This window comes from Burkholderia sp. COPS, assembly GCF_019425585.1.
Classification (GTDB): Bacteria; Pseudomonadota; Gammaproteobacteria; order Burkholderiales; family Burkholderiaceae; genus Burkholderia; species Burkholderia cepacia.
This window is the reverse complement of record NZ_WIXR01000032.1, coordinates 82076-104738: the sequence shown is the minus strand read 5'-3', so window position 1 is coordinate 104738 and position 22663 is coordinate 82076. Positions and strand designations below refer to the sequence as shown.

General features: G+C 68.5%; 20 protein-coding genes. 9 read left to right on the top strand and 11 right to left on the bottom strand.

Annotation, left to right across the window (positions count from 1 at the left end; translation table 11 throughout):
- Positions 1-109: 109 nt before the first annotated feature.
- The gene (locus FOZ70_RS25585) at positions 110-3196 is read right to left on the bottom strand and encodes a heavy metal translocating P-type ATPase (protein WP_081068563.1); all 3087 of its coding nucleotides are present in this window, start codon (positions 3194-3196) and stop codon (positions 110-112) included.
- A 183-nt stretch (positions 3197-3379) separates the two neighbouring features.
- The gene (locus tag FOZ70_RS25580; RefSeq protein ID WP_059487567.1) at positions 3380-3703 is read right to left on the bottom strand and encodes a toxin-antitoxin system HicB family antitoxin; all 324 of its coding nucleotides are present in this window, start codon (positions 3701-3703) and stop codon (positions 3380-3382) included.
- A gap of 442 nt (positions 3704-4145) precedes the next feature.
- On the opposite strand from FOZ70_RS25580, the gene FOZ70_RS25575 reads away from it, so the two are divergent.
- Positions 4146-5582, top strand: coding sequence for a DUF1254 domain-containing protein (locus FOZ70_RS25575; RefSeq protein ID WP_219707145.1), 1437 nt, complete (start codon positions 4146-4148; stop codon positions 5580-5582).
- A 147-nt stretch (positions 5583-5729) separates the two neighbouring features.
- Entirely contained in the window at positions 5730-9533 is a 3804-nt protein-coding gene (locus tag FOZ70_RS25570) for a DUF748 domain-containing protein (RefSeq protein WP_219707143.1), read from the top strand.
- A 59-nt stretch (positions 9534-9592) separates the two neighbouring features.
- On the opposite strand, the gene FOZ70_RS25565 is transcribed toward FOZ70_RS25570, so the two are convergent.
- Positions 9593-9817, bottom strand: a complete 225-nt coding sequence (locus FOZ70_RS25565; RefSeq protein ID WP_027790361.1) for a hypothetical protein — start codon at positions 9815-9817, stop codon at positions 9593-9595.
- Positions 9818-10128: 311 nt separating this feature from the next.
- Here FOZ70_RS25565 and FOZ70_RS25560 point away from each other — a divergent pair, with 311 nt between their 5' ends.
- Complete coding sequence (locus tag FOZ70_RS25560) at positions 10129-11808, top strand: alkaline phosphatase family protein (RefSeq protein WP_219707141.1); 1680 nt, start codon at positions 10129-10131, stop codon at positions 11806-11808.
- A 90-nt stretch (positions 11809-11898) separates the two neighbouring features.
- Here FOZ70_RS25560 and FOZ70_RS25555 read toward each other — a convergent pair whose 3' ends face one another.
- Together FOZ70_RS25555 and FOZ70_RS25550 are read right to left on the bottom strand one after the other, a co-directional pair.
- Positions 11899-12612 (bottom strand): hypothetical protein, encoded by a 714-nt coding sequence (locus tag FOZ70_RS25555; RefSeq protein WP_219707139.1) that lies wholly within the window; start codon positions 12610-12612, stop codon positions 11899-11901.
- A 29-nt stretch (positions 12613-12641) separates the two neighbouring features.
- The gene (locus tag FOZ70_RS25550; protein ID WP_219707138.1) at positions 12642-12830 is read right to left on the bottom strand and encodes a hypothetical protein; all 189 of its coding nucleotides are present in this window, start codon (positions 12828-12830) and stop codon (positions 12642-12644) included.
- A gap of 154 nt (positions 12831-12984) precedes the next feature.
- On the opposite strand from FOZ70_RS25550, the gene FOZ70_RS25545 reads away from it, so the two are divergent.
- The gene (locus FOZ70_RS25545; protein WP_021163564.1) at positions 12985-13179 is read left to right on the top strand and encodes a YqaE/Pmp3 family membrane protein; all 195 of its coding nucleotides are present in this window, start codon (positions 12985-12987) and stop codon (positions 13177-13179) included.
- Between the two features lie 76 nt (positions 13180-13255).
- On the opposite strand, the gene FOZ70_RS25540 is transcribed toward FOZ70_RS25545, so the two are convergent.
- Complete coding sequence (locus FOZ70_RS25540) at positions 13256-14161, bottom strand: LysR substrate-binding domain-containing protein (RefSeq protein ID WP_258025724.1); 906 nt, start codon at positions 14159-14161, stop codon at positions 13256-13258.
- Positions 14162-14261: 100 nt separating this feature from the next.
- Between FOZ70_RS25540 and FOZ70_RS25535 the strand changes: the two genes are divergently transcribed.
- A complete protein-coding gene (locus FOZ70_RS25535; RefSeq protein ID WP_021163566.1) occupies positions 14262-14957 on the top strand; it encodes a hypothetical protein in 696 nt (231 codons plus the stop codon).
- A gap of 144 nt (positions 14958-15101) precedes the next feature.
- Here FOZ70_RS25535 and FOZ70_RS25530 read toward each other — a convergent pair whose 3' ends face one another.
- From FOZ70_RS25530 to FOZ70_RS25520, 3 genes are read right to left on the bottom strand one after another with little or no spacing between them, the layout of a single operon-like run.
- Positions 15102-15284, bottom strand: a complete 183-nt coding sequence (locus FOZ70_RS25530; RefSeq protein WP_042978028.1) for a hypothetical protein — start codon at positions 15282-15284, stop codon at positions 15102-15104.
- A complete protein-coding gene (gene cydB, locus FOZ70_RS25525) occupies positions 15256-16263 on the bottom strand; it encodes a cytochrome d ubiquinol oxidase subunit II (RefSeq protein WP_021163567.1) in 1008 nt (335 codons plus the stop codon). Before cydB ends, FOZ70_RS25530 begins: the two co-directional genes overlap by 29 nt.
- A gap of 41 nt (positions 16264-16304) precedes the next feature.
- Positions 16305-17726 carry a cytochrome ubiquinol oxidase subunit I gene (locus FOZ70_RS25520; RefSeq protein WP_021163568.1) on the bottom strand — a complete coding sequence of 474 codons (1422 nt, stop codon included), beginning with the start codon at positions 17724-17726 and terminating at the stop codon, positions 16305-16307.
- A 502-nt stretch (positions 17727-18228) separates the two neighbouring features.
- Here FOZ70_RS25520 and FOZ70_RS25515 point away from each other — a divergent pair.
- The 3 genes from FOZ70_RS25515 (at position 18229) to ltaE (ending at position 20278) form a co-directional block, all read left to right on the top strand.
- Positions 18229-18555, top strand: a complete 327-nt coding sequence (locus tag FOZ70_RS25515) for a hypothetical protein (protein ID WP_021163569.1) — start codon at positions 18229-18231, stop codon at positions 18553-18555.
- A gap of 13 nt (positions 18556-18568) precedes the next feature.
- Positions 18569-19099, top strand: coding sequence for a YMGG-like glycine zipper-containing protein (locus tag FOZ70_RS25510; protein WP_060051060.1), 531 nt, complete (start codon positions 18569-18571; stop codon positions 19097-19099).
- Positions 19100-19264: 165 nt separating this feature from the next.
- Positions 19265-20278 (top strand): low-specificity L-threonine aldolase, encoded by a 1014-nt coding sequence (gene ltaE / locus FOZ70_RS25505; protein ID WP_059487550.1) that lies wholly within the window; start codon positions 19265-19267, stop codon positions 20276-20278.
- A 114-nt stretch (positions 20279-20392) separates the two neighbouring features.
- Here ltaE and FOZ70_RS25500 read toward each other — a convergent pair whose 3' ends face one another.
- Positions 20393-20605 carry a DUF1059 domain-containing protein gene (locus tag FOZ70_RS25500; RefSeq protein ID WP_042978387.1) on the bottom strand — a complete coding sequence of 71 codons (213 nt, stop codon included), beginning with the start codon at positions 20603-20605 and terminating at the stop codon, positions 20393-20395.
- Positions 20606-20771: 166 nt separating this feature from the next.
- Complete coding sequence (locus FOZ70_RS25495; protein ID WP_059487548.1) at positions 20772-21677, bottom strand: HTH-type transcriptional regulator ArgP; 906 nt, start codon at positions 21675-21677, stop codon at positions 20772-20774.
- A gap of 286 nt (positions 21678-21963) precedes the next feature.
- Between FOZ70_RS25495 and FOZ70_RS25490 the strand changes: the two genes are divergently transcribed.
- Positions 21964-22617: a peroxiredoxin gene (locus FOZ70_RS25490; RefSeq protein ID WP_059708919.1), complete on the top strand. Its 654-nt coding sequence runs from the start codon at positions 21964-21966 to the stop codon at positions 22615-22617.
- Positions 22618-22663: the final 46 nt, after the last annotated feature.

The window sequence follows — 22663 nt, the reverse complement described above, 5'->3', positions numbered from 1 at the left end:
GCCGAGCGCCGAGCGCCGAGCCCCAAGCAACCGACCCCGACCATCAAACACCGACAGCCGAACGGCCCTTCGACCCTTCGACCGTCCTGCAAACGCCGCCCACACCCGCTCAGTGCGCGCGCCCTTTCCATCGCCGCAGCAGCAACGCATTGGTCACGACGCTGACGCTGGAAAACGCCATCGCCGCGCCCGCGATCACCGGGTTCAGCCAGCCGAGCGCCGCGAGCGGCACGCCGACCAGGTTGTAGACGAACGCCCAGAACAGGTTCTGCTGGATCTTCCGGTACGTGCGCCTGGAGATGTCGATTGCGTCGGCGACGAGCGTCGGGTCGCCGCGCATCAGCGTGATGCCGGCGGTGTGCATCGCGACGTCGGTGCCGGTGGCCATCGCGATGCCGACGTCGGCCGCGGCAAGCGCGGGCGCATCGTTGATCCCGTCGCCGACCATCGCGACGATTCCGCCGTGCGTGCGCTTCAGTTCGGCGACGACGCGCGCCTTGTCGTCGGGCAGCACCTGCGCATGCACCTCGCCGATGCCGAGCGACGCCGCGACGGCTGCCGCGCTGCCACGGTTGTCGCCCGTCACGAGCACGCTCGCGACGCCGCGCGCCGACAGTGCCGCGATCGCGTCGCGGGCGCCCGGCTTCACGGTGTCGCCGAAAGCGATCAGCGCGAGCAACGCGCGCGGCGCATCGGCGCGCATCAGCCACGAGATCGTGTTGCCCGCGCGTTCGAGTTCCGCCGCGCGGGCGTCGAGCGCGGGCGGCACGGCGATGCCGAGCTCGTCGCGCCAGCGTGTGCTGCCCAGCGCGAGCAACTGGCCGCCGACGCGGGCTTCCACGCCGCGTCCCGCCACCGCGCGCGCATCGGCCGCGCTTGCCGGCGGCACCGCACTGCCGCGCGCGGCAACGTCGGCGTCGTGCGCGGCGACCACGGCGCGAGCGAGCGGATGGTCGCTCTGACGCTGCACCGCCGCCGCGAGCGCGAGCGCTTCGTCATGCGGCACGCCGACGGCTTCGAACGCCGTCACGGACGGCTTGCCTTCGGTCAGCGTGCCGGTCTTGTCGAACGCGATCACCGTGGTGCGCTGCGCGAGTTCGAGCGCCTGCGCATCCTTGATCAGCACGCCGCGCCGCGCCGCAACGCCCGTGCCGGCCATGATCGCGGCGGGCGTCGCGAGGCCGAGCGCGCACGGGCACGCGATGACGAGCACCGCGACCGCGTTGAGGATCGCGGTTTCGGTGCCGGCGCCGGCGATCAGCCAGCCGGCCAGCGTCAGCACGGCGATGCCGAGGATGGCGGGCACGAACACCTCGCTCACGCGATCGACGAGCCGCTGGATCGGCGCCTTCTCGGCCTGCGCGGATTCGACGAGGCGGATGATGCGCGCGAGCGTCGTCTCCGCGCCGATCGCGGTGGTTTCGACGACGAGCGCGCCTTCGCCATTGATCGAGCCGGCCGTGACGGCGTCGCCGTCGTCCTTCGGCACCGGCAGGCTTTCACCGGTGATCAGCGATTCGTCGACGTGCGAGCGGCCCGACAGGATCCGGCCGTCGACGGGCACGCGCTCGCCGGGCCGGATGCTGACGCGGGTGCCGACGCGCACCTGCGCCAGCGGCACGTCGCGTTCGACGCCGTGCTCGACGACGCGGGCCCGGTCGGGACGCAACGCGTTCAGCGCGCGGATCGCGTCGGTGGTCTGGCGCTTCGCGCGCGATTCGAGCCATTTGCCGAAGCGCACCAGCGTGACGATGACGGCCGACGCCTCGAAATACAGGTGGCCGGAATGACCGGTGCCGCGCAGCAGCATCCACAGGCTCAGCCCGTACGCGGCCGACGTGCCGAGCGCGACGAGCAGGTCCATGTTGCCGGTGCGCGCCTTCACCGCGTGCCAGGCCGCGCGATAGAAGCGCGCGCCGAAGCCGAACTGGACGATCGAGGCGAGCACGAGCTGGACCCAGCCGTTCGGCATCAGGTGGATGCCGAACGGCGCGACGAGCATCGGCGCGACCAGGGGCGCGCTCAGCACCGCGGACCAGATCACGAGATCGCGTTCGCGGATCGCTTCGAGGCGCTTGCGAGTTTCGGGGTCCTGCGCGGCGCTGGCCGGTTGCGCGTCGGCGCCGGCCGTGGCACCGGCTGACGACGCGTCGGCGAGCGACGCGCGATAGCCGGCGGTGGTGACGGCCGCGATCAGCGTGGCGGCGTCGAGGGCGCCGGCGCCGTGCACCGACGCGCGCTCGGTCGCGAGGTTGACCGAAACGCGCGCGACGCCCGGCACGGCGGCCAGCGCTTTTTCGACGCGGCCGACGCAGGACGCGCAGGTCATGCCGTCGATGTCGAGTTCGAGGTCGGCGGGGGCGGTGGACGCAGCCGGCGGGATGGCCGCGCCAGCAACCGGCGTCGCGCCGTATCCGGCTTGTTTGACGGCTTCGGCGAGCCGGGCGGCGGTAACGTCGGGCGCGGCGTCCACGGTCGCCCGTTCGGTCGCGAGGTTGACCGACGCGCGCGTGACGCCCGGCACCTTCGCCAGCGCTTTCTCGACGCGCGACACGCAGGATGCGCAGGTCATCCCGTCGATGTCGAGTTCGATGCTGGCGGGCGCGGCAGGCGAGGAGGGGACGAGCGCGGTGAAGCCTGCATCCGTCATGGTCGGCGTCGCGCCGTAGCCGGCCTGTTTCACGGTTTCCACCAGTTGTGCGGCGGTAACGTCGGCCGTGACATCGACGGTCGCCCGTTCGGTCGCGAGGTTGACCGACGCGCGCGTGACGCCCGGCACCTTCGCCAGCGCTTTCTCGACGCGCGACACGCACGACGCGCAGGTCATGCCGTCGATATCGAGTTCGATGGTGCTGTTGGCGGGAAGCGGATGGCCGGCTGTCGAAGCGGCTGCGGCCATCGGCGCGGGCGATGCTTCGACAGGATGCGCATGCGCGGCGGCGGCGGCTTCGAGCACCGGTGCGCGTACGGAGGCGCCGTAACCGGCTGCGCCGACCGCCTCGATCAGTCGTGCGGCGTCGACGGTTTCCTGCGCAGTCACCGTCGCCGCGTGCGCGTCGAGGTCGACCGCCGCGTCGACCACGCCCGGCACCGCTGCCAGCGCCCGTTGCACGCGGCCCGTGCAGCCGCCGCAATGCATGCCGTCGACGCTCAGCTCGATCGTGTGCAGCGCTGCGGAGGCAAGTGGTTCAGTCATGTCGGATTCCCAAAATGCACGGCTCGTGCCGCGAATGGACCCAGTATCAACGTTCCCATGATGGTAAGGTCAAGCGGCGGCAGCGCATGCCGATGCACACAGGGTGTCACAATGCGGAAAAGCAATCTCCCGGATTCCTGACCGACATCCGGGAGGGGCGCGCCTTTGCGCTCGACTGCGCGATCAGGCGCAGAGCTTGGCGCTCGCGAGACGATTCAGGCTGACGCCCTGCTCGGCGGCCTGGATCACCAGCGCGCGGTGTGCCTGCGGCGGGATGCGAACCTTGAATTCACCGCTGTAGGTGCGGTCGGCGATCGGCTCGGGCACCTTTTCTCCGCTTGCGGTCAAGTCGCGAACGACATCGGCGACTAGCCGGCGAATACCGGCCAGCGCACCTTCCGGCGTTGCGTCGAGCCACGAAAGAGACGGGAATTCCGCGCACAGGCCGACGTGCTCCCCGTCCTCCGGGGACCACGTTACGCGGTACGTAAAGTGGTCTTGAGTCATGATTTCTGTTCCTTCAGTCGATCGATCGCGTCGAGAACCTGTCGCACCTGATCGTTGGATCGCACGTTCGCGGGTTCGCGCCTCACAAGTTCGAGGATCTTCCATACACCAGACATATCGAATGGTGTCATTAGTGACACCATTCGATAATCGACCAACCGGCGAGATTGTTTCGCCGTGAGCGTGTGTCGCGCCGATATCCCTTGTTTTGTTGCAAATCGCCAGAACTATTTCGATTTTGTCGACAATAGGGCTAGCGTTCGGCCAGCTATTCGGCATATTAGGGGATGCCCGTAGGCGCTATGATACCGGCCTGACATCAGCGCCCACCGTTACGCAACGTCACGAAACGGTTGTCCGGGCACGCTGGGGTGCCTTGCTTTCGCCATTTGCGCGTCGCACAAGGCGTTGACTGAAAAGAACGATATTCGGCCAGTACTCGATGATTGAAAACCAGCAGGAATCAGTTTCTCTGCGGCGCGCGTGCGCGTCGCTGGCCATGGCGGCGTTGCTTGCGGGGTGCGCGTCGCAACCGGATGCCATTCAGCGGAAAACCGGCTGGATGCGTGCGGAAGTCGCCGACTCCTATGTATATGCGTATCCGCTCGTGCTGATGGACGTCGCGAAGGAAGCGGCGACGGGCGGCGACGGCGCGCAGCCGGGGCAGGCGCCGCTCAACACGCTGCGCCACGCGCAGGCGCTGCCGCCCGTCGGCGCGGTCAATCCGCCGCTGCCGGGCGTCGACACGCTCGACTCGACCGGCTGGCTCGACGTCGCCGCCGAACCCGTGATCGTCACGTTGCCCGACACGCGCGGCCGTTACTGGGACGCGCGTGCGCTCGACATGTGGACGAACGTGCTGTGGTCGTCGTCGAGCGTGGCTGCACGCGGCACACGCGGCGGTGTGCGATCGCAAACGATTGCCTTCGCCACGAAGGACTGGCAGGGCACGCTGCCGAAGGGCGCGGTCCGGATCGACGTCCCGTCGGCCAACGCGTGGCTCGAGGTCCGTCTGCAGACGAGCGGCGGGCGCGACCTGACGAACGTGAAGAAACTGCAGCGCGCGATCCGCGTGGTGCCGCTGTCCGTCTACACAGGCGCGGCGCGCGGCGCGTCGGTAGCGGTTCATGCGGGCAGCGCGCCGTCCGAGGCGGTGGGCGGCGGCACGCCGGCCGAGCAGGTGGCCGCGCTCGACCCGAAGGCGTTCTTCGCGCGTTTCGCGCAGGCGCTGCAGGACAACCCGGCGCCGGCCGACGACGCACACGCGCAGGCGTTGCTCGGCGACATCGGCGTGTCGGCCGGTTACCCGGTGCTGTGGACGGGCGACCGCCTCGCGGCCGCGACGGCCGGCGTCGCCGAGGCGCGCGCGCGGCTCGCGACCCCGCCGTCGAACCTGCTGAACGCGAACGGCTGGAGCTGGATCGGCGATACGGCCGGCAAGTACGGCCAGGACTACACGCTGCGTGCGTACGCGGCCTACACGCAGTTCGGCACCGCGACGCGCGACGACGAAACGCTTGCGGTCGTGCGTGTCGACAGCGACGGCCATCCGCTGAACGGAGCGAACCGCTACGTGCTGCATTTCGCGCCGGGCGCGCTGCCGCCGGTTCGCGCGTTCTGGACGCTCACGCCGTATGCGACGAACGGCGCGCTGCCCGACGTCGGGTCGGCGCGCCGTTCGCTCGGCGATCGCGACCGCCTGCGCCGCAATCACGACGGGTCGATCGACATCGTCGTGTCGGCGTCGTCGGGCGGCACGCATGCGGGCAACTGGCTGCCGGCGCCGCGCGCCGATTTCGCACTCGCGTTGCGCCTGTACGCACCGAAGCCGCAGGCGAGCGACGGATCGTGGATGCCGCCCGTCGTCGTCCGGAAATGAACGGAGGGCCGGCGGCGTTGTCCGACCGGCGGGCGCGACGGCGCCCGAACCTCGTACCGTCACCTCCTGAGCCTATACTTTCGGGATAGCGTGCGCGGCCGACCGGTTCTCCGGTACGGCCGGCATCCCATCCCGAGGCATTCAAGCATGGCAAGCGCAGACAAAGAAACCGTACCCTCGACCCTCCATGCCCTCGGTGGCGTTGCACGCTCGCGCCGCACCCGGCGCATCGGCCTCGGCCTGCTGATCTTTCTCGTTTTATTCGGACTGCTCGGGTTCTTCGCGGCGCCGCCGCTGATCCGCCATATCGCCGAACAGCAGCTGAGCCAGCAGCTCGACCGCCCCGCCACGATCCGGCGCATCGCGCTGAACCCGTACACGCTGAACCTCGAGGCCGACGGCATCCATCTCGGCGACAAGGGCGGGCAGGGCGACTTCATCGACATCGCGAAGCTTGTCGTGCGGCCGTCGTGGTCGTCGCTGTTCCGCGGCGCGCCGATCGTCAATGAAATCCGCCTCGACTCGCCGCAGTTCCATATCGTCCGCTACGATGCGCAGCGCTTCAATTTCACCGACCTGATCGAGAAATTCTCGACGCCGTCGCCCAAACCGGAAAGCAAGCCGACGCAGTTCTCGGTGTCGAACATCCAGGTCAACAACGGCCGGATCGATTTCGACGACCGCCTGCTGAACGAAAAGCACGTCGTCGACAACTGGACGCTCGGCATTCCGTATATCGCGACGCTGGCATCGAAGACCGACATCTTCGTCGAGCCGAAGCTGCGCGCGCGCTTCGACGGCAGCCCGATTGCGATCGACGGCAAGACCAAGCCGTTCGCGCAGTCGCGCGAATCGGAGATCGCGCTGAAATTCGACGGCCTCGACGTGCCGAAGCTGATCTCGTACGTGCCCGCGAAGCTGCCGGTGGCCGTGACGAGCGGCCTGCTGAGCAGCGACCTCAAGGTGGATTTCGTGATGAGCGGCGAGACGCCCGCGCTGCGCGTATCGGGCACCGTCGACCTGAACGACGCGAAGGTGACGGACCACGCGTCCGCGCCGCTGTTCGCCGCGCGCGGCGTGCATGTCGCGGCGGCCAGCCTCGAGCCGCTGCGCAACGCGTTGCACTTCGACGAGATCCGGATCGACCAGCCGGTGGTCGACCTGTCGCGCGACAAGCAGGGCGTGCTGAACGTCGAGAAACTCGCCGCGCAGCCGGCAGCCGGATCGAACGCCGCCGAGGGCAAGCCGGCGGCGCCGGGCGCCGCGCCTGCTTCCGCCGCTACGGCAGCCGCCGCCAGCGGCGCAAAGGTCGAAGCCGTCGCGAAGGCGGCGCCGCCGCTCGACCTGACGATCCGCCATTTCGCGATCGACGGCGGCACGGTCAACGTCGACGACCGCGTGCCGGCAACGCCGACCGCGCTGTCGCTCACGAAGCTCGCCGCGACGCTCGACGGCTTCTCGATGCAGGGCAAGACCCCCGCGAAATACACGCTGTCGACGTCGCTGTCGCGCGGCGGCGACGTGACGGCCGAAGGCACGTTCAATCTCGCGGAGAAGCAGGCCGACAGCAAGCTGACGGTCGCCGCACTCGCGCTGCCGGCGCTGCAGCCGTACCTCGGCGAGGCCACGCGTGCGCGCGTGCTCGACGGCACGCTCGGCGCCACCGTCAACGCGAAGGCCGACTGGGGCAAGACGCCGCTCGCCGCGCAGGTCGCCGACAGCACGGTCAGCCTGAAGTCGCTGAAGATCGCAACGCCCGACGCGAAGGCGCCCGCGATCGTGTTGCCCGACGCGAGCGCGAAGATCGCGAAGGTCGACGTGGCCGCGCGCACCGCGGAGATCGCGAGCGTCGACGCCAGCGGGCTCGCGCTCGACGTGCAGCGCCTGAAGGACGGCAGGATCGACCTCGCGGCACTGGCCGAACCCGCGCAGGCGTCGGTGCCGAAGCGCACGGTCGCGCGCAAGGCCGAGGCCGCCGCGCCGTCGTGGCATTACCGGATCGATGCGCTGAACGTGAAGGATTCGTCCGCGAACTTCACCGACCTGTCGACGCCGCGCCCGGTGAAGCTGGCGATCAAGCCGCTGGAACTGTCGGTGCAGAAGATCAGCGACGACATGAGCAAGCCGCTGCCCGTGCAGTTGAAGGCGACGCTGAACCGCAAGGGCTCGCTGAACGTGACGGGCGACGTGACCGCGCAGCCGCTGAAGCTCGGCCTGAAGATCAACGGCAACCGCCTCGACGCGGCCGCGTTCGAGCCGTACTTCGGCAGTGCGCTGAACGCGACGATCGCCAGCGCGCTGCTCAACGCGCAGGGCAACCTGACGTTCGCGCAGGTGAAGGACGCACCGCGCGCGACCTATCGCGGCGACGTCGCGCTCGTCGACGTGCGGATGCTCGACAAGGCGACCTCCGACCCGTTCGCGGGCTGGCGCTCGCTCGCGCTGACGAACCTGAAGGCGAACTACGACGAGAAGGGCACCGACGTCGACGCGGCGCGCGTGACGTTCTCGAACTTCTACGGCCGCGTGCTGCTCGATGCGCAGGGGCGGCTGAACCTGAAGGACGTGGTCGCGAAGGAGACGGGCCCGGCGCAGTCGCTCACGCGCGACGCGAGCAAGGGCGAACCGGTACCGCTGTCGCCGGGCGTGACGCCGCCGGCGGCCGCGCAGGCCGCATCGGCCGCTGCCGCGCAGCAGGCGTCCGCGCCGGCCGCCGCGTCGGCGACGGTGGTCGTGAAGGCCGCGCAGCCGCCGCAGAACCCGGTGCGGATGCATTTCGGCGAGTTGCTGCTGCAGAACGGCCGCGTCACCTACACCGACAACTTCATCAAGCCGAACTACACGGCGAACCTGGTCGCGATCAAGGGCACGGTCGGCGCGTTCGGCACGGATTCGACGACCTCCGCGCCGGTCGACGTCGCCGCGAACCTCGCGGGCAACGGGCCGATCTCGATCAAGGGTTCGGTGAACCCGCTGATCGAGAAACCGGCGCTCGACCTCACCGCGACCGCGCACGACATCGAGCTGACCAACCTGACGCCGTATTCGGCGAAGTACGCGGGCTACCCGATCACGAAGGGCAAGCTCAACGTCGACCTGCATTACGAGCTCGCGAACGACCAGCTGAAGGCGAACAACCACATCTTCATCGACCAGCTCACGTTCGGCGACCATGTGGAGAACGATACGGCGACCAGGCTGCCGGTGAAGCTCGCGATTTCACTGCTGAAGAACACGCGCGGCCAGATCGACGTGAACCTGCCGGTGTCGGGCTCGCTGTCGAACCCCGAGTTCAGTGTCGGCGGGCTGATCTGGCGCGCGGTGCTGAACCTGATCGCGAAGGCCGTCACGTCGCCGTTCTCGCTGCTCGCGCATGCGTTCGGCGGCGGCGGCGAGGATCTCGGCTACGTCGAATTCGCGCCGGGCTCGTACCGGCTCGACGACGCGCAGCAGAAGAAGCTCGACACCGTCGTGAAGATGCTGACCGAGAAGCCGTCGATCCGCCTCGACCTGATCGGCCGCGTCGACCCGGCGAAGGACACGTCGGGGCTCGGCGACGCGTATGTCGAGCGGCTGGTGCGCCAGCAGAAGCTGAAGGACGTGATCGGGCAGGGCGAGAGCATCGACCCGATGTCGGTGAAGGTCGAGCCGGCCGAGTACAGCAAGTACCTGACGCGCGCGTACAAGGCCGCCGACTTCAAGAAGCCGCGCAACCTGATCGGCCTGCAGAAGACGCTGCCCGATGCCGACATGAAGAGGGCGCTCGCCGAACACGCGCCGGCCGACGACAACGCGCTGCGTGCGCTCGCGCAGCAGCGCGCGCAGGCCGTGCGCCAATACCTCGACGGGAAGATCGATTCGAGCCGCGTGTTCGTCGTCGCGCCGAAGCTCGATGCGAAGGGCATCGACGACAAGGGCGCGACCACCCGCGTCGATTTCGGCCTGCAGTAAGCAGGCCGTCCGCCGCCGCTGCGCCCGTTCCTCCGTTCGGGCGCGGCGGCGCGCTGCCTTCAGCGCGCGGCGATCGCCGGTTCCTCGCGCTTGCCCAATTCCTTTTTCGCGGCCAGCGGCAGACGCGCGTCGTCCCACTGCGCCAGCCATTCGACTTCCTTCGCGGTGAACACCTGTCCGTAGTTGCGCAACGCGTACTGCAACGCGTCGACGACGTGGTGGCGAATGATTTCGGGGGTGCGTGCATCGTCCAGCACGAACCGGAGGGCTTCCAGGGTCGACATGCTCTTGCTCCGGGTCAGGGAAAACCCTTTATCACACGCCAATAGTCGCGCGCCAAGCCGGAAAAAAAATCGTGCGGCGGGTGACGCCGCGGACGGTTCGCCGATGCACCGCGGCGGTGCTTGCCGGTGAGCGCGCGAGTCCGCGACGTGCGCCGGGCCACGCCGGTTTGCGACCGCATCGTGTCACTTGCGATTGGTTACGTTTGATAGAAAACAGAAAGCCCCGCTTCATGCGAGCGACCCACGGCGCAGCCATATTCTTGCGCGCCTGATGGCAAGTCACGCAGTTCAACGTCAATCGATGAGGTGGGGTGATCATGTCTTTCCTTGGTAAGCAGCGGAAGTGGGTGGGGATGGTGGCGGGCGCGCTGGCGCTCGCGGGCGCCAACGCGCATGCGGCGCAGCAGGACGGCAACCGTCAGGACCAGGATCGCGGCCACGCGAACCGCGTCGTGAAGCACGTGCTGCTGATCAGCATCGACGGCCTGCACGAGCAGGATCTCGCGCGCTGCATCGGCGCGAACACGTGCCCGAATATCGCGGTGCTCGCGAAGAGCGGCGTGACCTACACGAATGCCTATACGCCGGGCCTGTCGGATTCGTTTCCGGGCCTCGCCGCGCTCGTGACCGGTGGCTCGCCGAAGACGGCCGGCCTGTTCTACGACGTGTCGTACGATCGCAACCTGTACGCGCCGGGCGACACGAGCTGTTCGGGCAAGCAGGGCTGGAACGTCGTGTTCGACGAGACGACCGGCATCGACGCCGAGAACGGCGGCGCGCTGGTTCACCTGAACGGCGGCGGCGCATTCAATCCGCAGGCGATCCCGAACGCGAAGGTCAACGGCAAGTGCGTGCCGGTCTATCCGCACAACTACGTGAAGACCAACACGGTGTTCGAGGCCGTGAAGGCGGGCATCCCGAACGCGACCACCGCGTGGGCCGACAAGCACGCATGGGGCTATGACTGGCTGAACGGGCCGTCGGGCACCGGCGTCGACGATCTCGCGCGCACCGAGATCAACTCGATCGACCCGGCAACGCAGACGGACTACACGGACGTCTATTCGCATACCGCGCAATTCGACAACCTGCACGTGCAGGCGCTGATCAACCAGATCAACGGCCGCGACTCGACGGGCACGAAGCGCGCGCCGGTGCCGACGCTGTTCGGCGCCGATTTCCAGACGCTGAGCGTCGCGCAGAAAGCGGTGGTGACGAAGGGCGGCGGCTACCTGGATGCGAACTTCACGCCGAACGGGCAGGTCGCGAACGCGATCACGTACGTCGACAACGCGATCGGCCATGTCGTCGAGGCGCTGAAGCAGGCGAACCTGTATTCGTCGACGGCGGTGATCGTCACGTCGAAGCATGGCCAGTCGCCGACCGATCACACGAAGCTCGTGAAGAACGGCGACACGCTGACGAAGCTGCTCGAAGCGAACAACTATTTCGACCCGAACGGCAACTTCGGCCAGAACAACACGAAGACGGGCAACCTGAACGACGGTTCGGGCCTGGTCGGCACGGGCTTCGTGCAGACCGACGACGTCGGCCTGATCTGGCTGCGCGACCGCAACCAGCGCACGGCCGTCGTGCAGACGCTGAAGGCGAACCTGGGCTGCAATGCGCCGGGGATCTGCGCGGATGGCCCGCAGGCGTACATCCTGTACGGCGCGGCGCTCGCCGAGCGGTTCGGCGATCCGGCCAACGGCCGCACGCCGGACATCGTCGTCCAGCCGAATCCGGGCGTGATCTATACGTCGAGCACGAAGAAGGACGAGGAGCACGGCGGCAACGCGCCGGATGACAGCCACCTCGGCCTGCTCGTGTCGTATCCGGGCCTGCATCGCGCGCGCACGGTGACCGACACGGTCGGCACGAAGCAGGTCGCGCCGACGATCCTCGGGCTGCTCGGTGCCGACCCGCGCCTGCTGCATGCGGTGGTGGCCGAGAATACCGGCGTGCTGCCGGGGCTCGGTATCGGTCGCTGAGCGACGCGACGCCGCAGGACTGCCCGCCGCCGGCCGCGCGGCGGGCGGCCTGTGTGCCGCGTGAGGTGCCGAGCGAGGTGCTGCCCGCGGCTACTTCGCGAACAGCACCGGCATCATCTGCACCGCGCAATCGTGCATGCGCTTGCCGATCGCCTGCACGTCCGGCTCGTCCCGCGCCATGAGCGAATCGCCCGCGCGTTTCATCGCCGCATAACTGCCGTGCATCGCCGCATACAACGGAATCGGCGACGTGGCGCCGGGGCCGGGCCCTTCGAAATAGCCGGTTGCGGCGAGTTCGCCCAGGTAGTAGGTGTACAGCGCACCGACGTGGTTCGCCTGCAGCCACCCCATCAGCTGGATACGCCGGTAGACCGACACGAGGTCGTCCTTCGGGCGCGAGCCGAGCGCGACGAAGATCTGCAGCCGCGCGAGCCAGTTGCCCTTGCGCGCGGCCTCGACGAGCGCCGTCCACTGCGCGGGCGTCGTCGAGCCGGGTTCGCGCAGGCTGCTCATGTAGTCGATCACGGCCTGCTGGTCCGGAGCCGGGCCGATCTGGTCGGGCAACCTGCACACGAAGCGGGACACGTCGATGTCGGCATCGCCGAGATTGTCGAGCTCGTGCTTGATCTTGCCGTACACGTCGTCGAGCTGTTTCTGGACGTCGTCCCTCGACCATTCGGCCGGCAGCGGGCCCAGCCACACGAGTTCGTCGTCGTTGGCCGCCGCGGCCGCGCGGTAACGGGCGAGCGCGGCATCGCGGCGCCGGGCGGCCGCGGCCTGCTCGTCTTGCGCGTCGTCGGCCATGCGCTTCGCGACCAGGTTGACGGCGTCGGTCAGTTTCGCGCAGCGGGCGAAGGCGGCGTCGCGGCGCGCCCAGCACGCGTCGTCGGCTTCGTTTCGGCGTGCGCGACGCCGACGGCGGCGAGCGCGGCGAGCACGACGGCCGCGCAGCGGTGCCGGGCCTTGTTCGGGGACGTGATGGCGGGCGGCTCGTGGCCGTGGTGTGACGACGGGGTGTTCATTGCCCTCTTTCTCCGTTGTTGTTCTCGTCGTGCTTCGTTCGACGACGCACGAGTGTAGCAGGCGGGTATCGCGACGAACGGCTTGAATTCTGTCGCCCGTGCCGGCATATTCGCCACGCATCACCCGTTCAACGACGCACCGAGAGGTTTGTTCATGCGCCTTCTGCTTGCCCTGCTGCTGCCGTGGTTCCAGTTCTTCACGATCGGCCGCCCGATCGCCGGGATCATCTGCCTGATCCTGCAAATCACGATCGTCGGCTGGCTGCCGGCCGCGATCTGGTCGGTGTATGCGCTGAGCCAGTACAAGACCGATCGCAAGATCGAAGCCGCGTTGCGCGGGCAAAAGTAAGCGCCCGGGCGATCCCCGTTATACCGGGCTTCGTCGATCCGGCAGCGGAAGCGACGAGTGCCGTGCGCGTCGCCGGTTATCCCGGCGGCGCCCCTTCCAGCGCCTCCGCCCGCGCGAACAGCCAGTCGACGAACGTGCGCAGCGACGCATCGCCGCCGTCGCGATACAGGCAATGAAACGGCGGCCCTTCCAGGTGGACTTCCGGAAACAGCGCGACGAGCCGCCCGTGCTCGAGATCGTCGCGTACGACCGCGCGCGGCGCGAGGCACACGCCGAGCCCGCTTGCGGCAGCCTTGGTCATCAGGAAGAACTCCCGATAGAACGGCCCGCGCAGCGTCTCGGTGACGACCGAGCCCGCCTGGTGGAACCAGTATTGCCATGCCTGCGGCAAGCCCGCGTAATGCAGCAGCGGCGCGTTGCGCAGGTCGGCCGGCGTGCGTGCGTCATCGAGCACCGGGTGGCCGGGCGCGCATACCGGCACCGCCACGGTCGCGAGCAGCGGTCGCGACACGAACCCCTTGCGGCGCAGCTCCGGCGTATAGCGGCGGATGACGATGTCGCAGGTTTCGTCGAACTGGTCCCGCTCGGTGTCGGGCGTCGTGACGAGTTGCACGTCGATATCCGGATGCTCGGCCTGGAACGCGGCCAGTTGCGTGAGCAACCATCCATGCGCGAACGACACCGACGTGTTGATCCGCACCGAATGGCCGCCGACCGGCTCGAACATCTGCCCCGTCGCCTGCGCAAGCCGGCCGAGGCAGCTCGCGACGTCGACGAGGTAATGCCGCGCGCGCGGCGTGAGCCGCAACGAGCGCCCGTCGCGTTCGAACAGCTTCTGCCCGAAGAACGATTCGAGCACGCGGATCTGCTGCGCGACCGCGCTCTGGGTCACGTTCAGTTCGTCGGCGGCGAGGGTGAGGCTCTGCAGGCGGCCGGCAGCTTCGAAGCTGCGCAGCGCGTTCAGGGGCGGCAATCGGCGCATCGTGAGATCGCGAAGAAAAGCTACACAGTGGGTCAAAAAATGTCGTTTGTGGCGGCCGGGGCGCCTCCCTATCATGGCGCCGATAGGAGAGAACGCCCCGATGACGATCATATCGCCACCCGACGCCCGGGCAACCGGATTTCGCCACCGTCTTCGCGTCCGGCGCGCGGCACGTCGTGCGACGAACCGCCTGGCCGCGGTGCCGCCCGTGCACGGCCGCGGCGCGCTGGCGCTCGCCTGTGCCGGACTGTTCGCGGCGCTGACCGGATGCGCGACGAAACCCGCCAACGAGCGGCAGATCGGCGACGGCGGATCGCTGGTGCGCTACAGCTCGAGCCAGACCGAAGTCGACCTGACCGATGCCGAGCAGCAGACGCTGCGCATGCTCAGCGACCGCCGCTATGCGGACGCGACGCAGGCGCGCGTGCTCGACGCGGTGGCCGGCGCGCTGCGTGCGCAGGGTTATGCGCCGGTGACGGTCGATCGCGATTCGGGGCTGGTGGAAGCGGGGCGCAGCGACACGCTGATCCCGAAGTGGCGTCAGCTGCTGCGCGGCGCGCTGAAGGCGCGCATCGGGATGCTGCCGACCAAGCCCGATCATGAACGCGTGACCGCGATCGTGACGGTTCGGGCGGGGCGGGACGCGCACGTCGCGATCGTGCGGGCGCGATTCGATCGTACGGTGTGGGATAGCGCCGGCGATTCGCGTACCAAGACCGTCATGGAGCCCGAGTACTACCAGGCGTTTTTCGCGGAAGTGGACAAGGCGATGTGCGCGACGAAGTGCGAGCAGTGAGCGGGGCACGCGCCGGCGCGTGAAAGCGCGAATGCCGGGGAGGAGGATCGCCACGGCGGCGTGCCGGTGGCGACGGTGGCGAGCCGGAGGCGGATTGCGCGGAACGGGCCCGGCATGCCCCCTGGCGTGCAACGCGGAAGGGGCCTACTTCACCGCAAACAGCGTCAGGTTCATGAAGATCTTGAACGCGTAACCGAGCGTGACGGCGCCGATCACGCCGCCGGCCCACAGCACGACGAACCACATCCAGCCGCGCATCCGCGGCCGGGGGGCCGCGGCGGCGGAGCGCCCGGCGGAATCAGTGGTGGTAGTAATGCTGGTCTTCATGGCGCACCTTGCCTCGGAATACCCAGTAACCCATCGTCGTGTAGGCGATGATGATCGGGAGGATAACCGCTGCGCCGACCAGTGTGAAGGTCTGGCTGGAGCGCGGTGCCGCGGCTTCCCAGATCGTCATCGTCTGAGGAATCGCATACGGGAACAGCGTGACGAGCAGGCCGACGTAGCCGAGCAGCACGAGCGCCAGCGCGAGCACGAACGGCGTCATGTCATGCCGGTTGCGCACCGCGCGGCGCATCCATACCGCGCACGCGGCGACCAGGAACGGCACCGGCAGCAGGCGCCAGAACAGCCCCGAATCGAACCAGCGCTGCGCGATGGCCGGGTCCTGCAGCGGCGTCCACAGGCTCACCACCGCGATGAAGCCGAGCAGCACGAGCGTCAGCGGCCACACGACGCGATGGAGGCGCCGCTGCAGGTCGCCTTCCGTCTTCGCGACGAGCCAGCAGCAGCCGAGCAGCGCATAGGTCACGATCAGGCCGAGGCCGGTCAGCAGGCTGAACGGCGTGAGCCAGTCGAAGGCATCGCCCGCGAACACGCCGTCCTTCACGTTGATGCCCTGCAGGAACGCGCCGAGCGCGATCCCCTGGAACAGCGTCGCGCCGGCCGAGCCGCCGATGAACGCCAGATCCCACAGCTGCTTCGTGCGCCGCGCCTTCGCGCGGATCTCGAACGACACGCCGCGGAAGATCAGGCACACCAGCATGAAGATCAGCGGCAGGTACAGCGCCGACAGCACGGTCGAATAGACGACCGGGAACACCGCGAACAGCCCGGCGCCGCCGAGCACGAGCCACGTCTCGTTGCCGTCCCACACGGGCGCGACCGTGTTCATCATCAGGTCGCGTTCCTTCTCGTCCGGAAAGAACGGGAAGACGATGCCGATGCCGAGGTCGAAGCCGTCGAGCACGACGTACATGAAGAGCCCCAATGCGATGATCGCGGCCCAGATTACGGTGACGTCCATAGGTTTTCTCGTATGCGGAATGGGGTGGACCCGGGGTGGGCTCAGACGGTCTCGATCAGCTCGTCGACGGCCGACATCGGGCGGCGCGCGGTGTGATCGGGGCGCGTGTCGGGCATGTCGTGTTTCGGGTCGTGCTTCACGTCGGGCAGCGCGGGGCCGGCCTTCATCAGCTTCAGCATGTAGTACACGCCGGTGCCGAACACGAGGAAGTACACGATCACGAACGTCATCATCGACAGGCTGACCTGCTGCACCGACAGCGGCGACACCGCATGCGCGGTGCGCATCACGCCATACACGACCCACGGCTGGCGGCCCGCTTCGGTCGTGACCCAGCCCGCGAGCAGCGACACGAAGCCGGTCGGGCCCATCACGAGCGCGAAGCGCTGGAACCACTTCGATTCATACAGGCTGCCGCGGCGGCGCAGGAGCCACGCGAGCGCGGCGAGGCCGATCATCGCGATGCCGAGGCCGACCATGATCCGGAAGCTCCAGAACACGACCGTCGAGTTCGGGCGGTCTTCCGGCGGGAAGTCCTTCAGCCCGCGGATCTCGCCGTCCCAGCTGTGCGTGAGGATCAGGCTGCCGAGGTGCGGCACCTTCACCGCGTAGCGGGTCGTTTCCGCCTTCATGTCCGGGATGCCGAACAGGTTGAGCGCCGTGCCGCCCTTCTCGGTTTCCCACAGCCCTTCGATCGCGGCGATCTTCGCGGGCTGGTGTTTCAGCGTGTTGATGCCGTGCTGGTCGCCGATCACGGCTTGCAGCGGTGCGAGCACGAGCAGCAGCCACAGCGCCATCGAGAACATCTTCTTCACGCCCTTGTCGCGGCGGCCCTTCAGCAGGTGCCATGCGCCCGTCGCGGCCACCACCAGCGCGGCGACGATGAACGCGGCGATCGCCATGTGGAACAGGCGGTACGGGAACGACGGATTGAAGATGATCGCGAACCAGTCGGTCGGCACGACGCGGCCGTCGACGATCTCGAAGCCCTGCGGCGTCTGCATCCAGCTGTTCGACGCGAGAATCCAGAACGTCGAGATCAGCGTGCCGATCGCGACCATCAGCGTCGCGCCGAAGTGCGCGCGCGGGCTCACGCGGTTCCAGCCGAACAGCATGATGCCGAGGAAGCCGGCCTCGAGGAAGAACGCGGTCATGACCTCGTACATCAGCAGCGGCCCGGTGACGGCACCGGCGAAGCTCGAGAAGCCCGACCAGTTCGTGCCGAACTGGTAGCTCATCACGACGCCGGAAACGACGCCCATCCCGAACGCGACCGCGAAGATCTTCGACCAGAACAGGCAGAGGGTTTTGTAGTACTGCTTGCCGGTTTTCAGCCAGCGATATTCGAGGACGGCGATGAAGCTGGCGAGGCCGATGCTCAGCGCCGGAAAGACGATGTGAAAGGAGACGGTGAACGCGAATTGCAGGCGGGCCAGATCGAGGGCCGAAAGAGCGGTGTCCATACCAGTTGACCGAGGCTGACGATACCCGCCGGCGGGTGCCGGCGGACCCCGGCGGACGGGCGTCGGGGTTGGCTGGAGTATGGGCCGCGATGTTGCACCGCGAAATGCGCCAACTCGTCGCAGATGTCCAGCCCGCCGCGCGCGATTCCGGGGTAAATCGTTGATTCGTATCAAGAAGGTTGTTTGCGGCGCGCGCGGCCGCGGCGTGGCGGTCTGACGCACGTGCGTCAATATGGCGCGTCGCGTCATCGGAACGGTTCGATGCGGGCGCGAACGCTGCGCGACACCGCCCCGCTCGGCGCCCGCGCGCGGCCGAACCGTTGCGGTGCGTTATCGCGTAACGCACGCGCTCGTGCCGGCGGGCCGCGGGAGATGGGGTCTGTCACATCGGTAACGCCGCGCAACATTGGCGCGCGCGCCCGTAATGGATGACGGATCGCGCGCGGCGTAGCGTTCGGTATGTCGGGTTCGCATCGACGAACCGCCAGCCGGAGAACGTGACGTGAATGGATTGAAGCTCGCACTGGGCGCGGTGGCCGCAGTGGCGATCGCGACGGGCGGCGTGGCGCATGCCGCCCGGGTCGGGGTCTATATCGGCCCCGGCTACCCGTATTACTATCCCGTCGTCCCTGCGCCTTACTACTACCCGCCGCCCGTCGTCGCGGTACCCGTCGACCCGGGGCCGCCGCCCGAGTACGTCGAGAAAGGACAGCCGCAGGACGACGGCGACGCGAACGTCTGGTACTACTGCGACGCGTCGAAGCATTACTACCCGCATGTGAAGACCTGCAAGTCGGGCTGGCGATCGGTGCCGGCACGGCCGCAGTGACGGAGGCGCGACGATGAAATCCCTGTTTCGACCACTGCGCGTGCCGGCCGCGCTGGCGCTGGCCGGCCTGCTCGGCGCGTGCGCGTACATGCCGACCGGGCCGAGCGTGATGGCGCTGCCCGGCACCGGCAAGTCGTTCGACCAGTTCCGCGCCGACGATGCGAACTGCCGTCAATACGCGTTCGAGCAATCGGGCGGCGTGAGTGCCGGGCAGGCATCGACCGCGAGCGCGGTCGGCAGCGCGGCCGTCGGCACCGCGCTCGGGGCGGCGGCCGGCGCGGCGTTCAACGGCGGCACGGGTGCGGCCGTCGGCGCAGGCGCGGGGCTGCTCGCGGGCAGTGTGGTCGGTGCCGGTGCGGCGCAAGGCTCGGCCTACGACATCCAGCGCCGCTACGACTACGGCTACCTGCAATGCATGTACGCGACCGGCAACCGCGTGCCGGTGCCGGGCGGGATGAGCGGCGGCGGTGGATACGGCGGCGCACCGCGCGCGGCGCCGCCGATGCCGCCGGCGGGTGTCCAGCCGCCGCCGCCGCGCTACTGACGGCGGCCCGGGCGGCGGCGTGCCGCATCGCGTGCCGGTGCGCCGTGCACACGTCGACCTCCAGCCGTCGGCACACATACGCTGCGTGAATTGCGTACACTCTGAGTCTCGTTTCGGCAGGGCCGGGCGCATCGGTTCCGGTCCGCGTTTACCCAGGACTCAGCGATGATCGATTTACGCAGCGATACCGTGACACGTCCGAGCCAGGCAATGCTGGCCGCGATGACTGCCGCCGAAGTCGGCGACGACGTATGGGGTGACGACCCGACCGTGCTGCGCCTGCAGGCGGTGATGGCCGAGCGGGCCGGCAAGGAAGCCGGCCTGTTCTTCCCGAGCGGCACGCAGAGCAACCTCGCCGCGCTGATGGCCCATTGCGAACGCGGCGACGAGTACATCGTCGGCCAGCTCGCGCACACCTACAAGTACGAGGGCGGCGGTGCGGCCGTGCTGGGCAGCATCCAGCCGCAGCCGATCGAGAACGCGCCGGACGGCACGCTGCCGCTCGCGAAGATCGCCGCGGCGATCAAGCCGATCGACAATCACTTTGCCCGCACGCGCCTGCTCGCGCTCGAAAACACGATCGGCGGCCAGGTCTTGCCGGAAGGCTATGTCCAGGAAGCCACCGCGTTCGCGCGCAGCCGCGGGTTGGCGCTGCATCTCGACGGCGCGCGTGTGTGCAACGCCGCCGTCGCGTCGGGCCGTTCGATCGCCGAGCTGTGCGCGCCGTTCGACACCGTGTCGATCTGTTTCTCGAAAGGGCTCGGTACACCGGTCGGGTCGGTGCTGGTCGGCAACCGCGTGCTGATCGAGCGCGCGCAGCGCTGGCGCAAGGTGCTCGGCGGCGCGATGCGGCAGTCGGGCATTCTCGCGGCCGCGTGCCTGTATGCGCTCGACCACAACGTCGAGCGGCTCGCGGACGATCACGCGAACGCCGCGCATCTCGCGGCGGGCCTTGCGCGCATCGACGCGGTGAAGGTGCTGTCGCACGCGACGAACATGGTGTTCGCGCAATTCCCCGAAGCCGATTGCGCGCCGCTCGAGGCGTGGCTCAAGGAGCGCGGGATCCTCACGCAGATGCTGTACGCGTCGCGCTTCGTCACGCACTGCGACGTGTCGCGCGCGGACATCGATACCTTCATCGATGCGGTCGGCGCGTATTTCGCGCAGCGCCGCGCGTAACGGGGAATGCGCCGGCCGGCGGGAGAGCCGGCACGAGGTGGCGCGAAGCAGGGAGCGAAGAGGCGACGGGGGCGACGAGGCAACCCGTCTGTCGATATCGGGCGAGCCGGCGGATTACGCTTGCCGGGGTGCGTCGGCGGGGGGCGTGCCGTCGCGGAACAGCGTTTTCAGCTGCGTGCGCAGTTCGGCGCTGTCGGTGTGCTGGTGCACCAGCACCGCATGTTGCACGGCGGCCTCCAGCAGTTCGTTGTCGGAGTCGGCGGAAATCGCGACCGAGCAGTTCGTCGCGCTGGGAAACTCGCGGCAATCGATATAGCGGCGGGACATGATGTTCTCCTTGCGGGAAAGGGAACGGCCGGATGTGCGTGATCGGCCGCGCGGCGCGTTCGCGAGGCCGATGGAAAAAGTATAGGCGGCGCGGCAGGGTTTCTCGCTGCGATGCGTACCGCGCCGCGCGCCATGCACCGCCCTGCCGGTGTCGATCACCCGCGCGTCACGGCAGCGGCGCGAGCAGCCGGCGTGCCGCCTCGACGACGCGTTCCGACAACGACGCCATCGTCGGCGACTGCACGGTCCACGCGTGCCAGTACAGCGTGACGTCGGTCGGATGCGCGGGCGCGAGATCGACGAGCCCCTGCGCGTCGAGCGGCGCGGTGCCGATCAGCGGCTCCGGCACCATCGCGTAGCCGAGCCCGTGCCGCACCGCCGCGAAGTGCGAATGGGTGCCCGGCACGTAGTGGCACGGGTAGGCGCCCTCGGGCAGCCCGAACTTCTCCTTCAGGAACGACGACTGCAGCGTATCGCGCCGCGAGTACGCGACGACGGGCGCCTTGCGCGCGCTCGTGCGGTTCAGCCCGCGCGGGAACCAGCGCACCGCGAACGCGGCGGCCGCGAGCAGCCGGTAGCGCATCGTGCCGAGCGGCGTCGCGAGACAGCCGCGCATCGGCTTCGGCTCGGTCGTCACGCAGCCCACCGCCATCCCGCTTTCGAGCAGCGCGAACGTGTGGTCCTGGTCTTCGACGATCAGCTCGAACAGGATGCGCTCGCCGGCGAGTACGGACGTCAGTGCCGGGAGAAACCACGTGCCGAGGCTGTCGGAGTTGAGCGCGATCGTGACCGAGATCGGCGATTCGCGCTCGGTCGCGAGCGTGCTTTGCAGGTCGGCCTGCAGCAGCGCGACGCGGCGCAGGTGCTGCAGCACGCGCTGCCCGGCCACCGTCGGGCGGCACGGCCGCGTGCGCAGCACGAGCGGCGTGCCGAGGCTCGCTTCCAGTGCGCGGACCCGCTGCGTGACGGCCGATGCGGTCACGTGCAGGCGTACGGCCGCCTGCTCGAAGCTGCCCGTGTCGGCGACGGCCAGCAGTGCGGCGGCCTGCTTCGGATCGATCGTCATCGACATGTCGGTGGCATTCCTGTGAACGTAAGACGAGAGGAGCCGCTAGTGTAAGGCAGCCCGCACGCGCGCCCGGTTGCCGCGCATCGTGCTGCCGTGCCGCATTCGTCGTCGGAATCGGCCAAGACATCGCGCACACCGCGTCCCGGTGGCGCGCGCATTTTGAACTAGGCTATATGAACGCGCGGAACCCGGGCATGTGCCATGCCTGCACTCCGCGCGCGGACGATCGCGCGTCGCGCGCAAGCCGCGGCGCGGGCGTCGTGACGATTCCAATTTGACGGAGACGAACATGTCGATTCGACTAGGCGAGGACGCGCCCGATTTCACCGCGGAGACCACCGAGGGAACGATCCGCTTTCATGAATGGATCGGCGACCATTGGGCGATCCTGTTTTCCCATCCGAAGGATTTCACGCCGGTATGCACGACCGAACTCGGCTACATGGCCGGGCTCAAGCCGGAATTCGACAAGCGCAACACGAAGATCATCGGGCTGTCGATCGATCCGGTCAGCGACCACCGGAAGTGGGTGGCGGATATCGCCGAGACGCAGGGTCACGCGGTCAACTATCCGCTGATCGGCGACGACGAGCTGAAGGTCGCGAAGCTGTACGACATGATTCATCCGAACGCGGGCGGCGGCGCGCGCACGGCGGTCGACAACGCGACCGTGCGCTCGGTGTTCGTCATCGGGCCGGACAAGAAGGTCAAGGCGATGCTCGTTTATCCGATGAGCGCGGGACGCAATTTCGACGAGGTGCTGCGCCTGCTCGACGCGTTGCAGCTCAACGCGCAGCATACGGTGGCGACGCCGGTCAACTGGCGGCCCGGCGACGATGTCATCATTCCGACGTCGGTGTCGGACGATGCGGCCAGGCAGAAGTACCCGCAGGGCTTCCGGACGCTGAAGCCGTACCTGCGTTACGTGACGCAGCCGCGCTGACGCGCCGTGCCGGCCGGATGCCGGCAGTGCAGGACCACGACGGGGC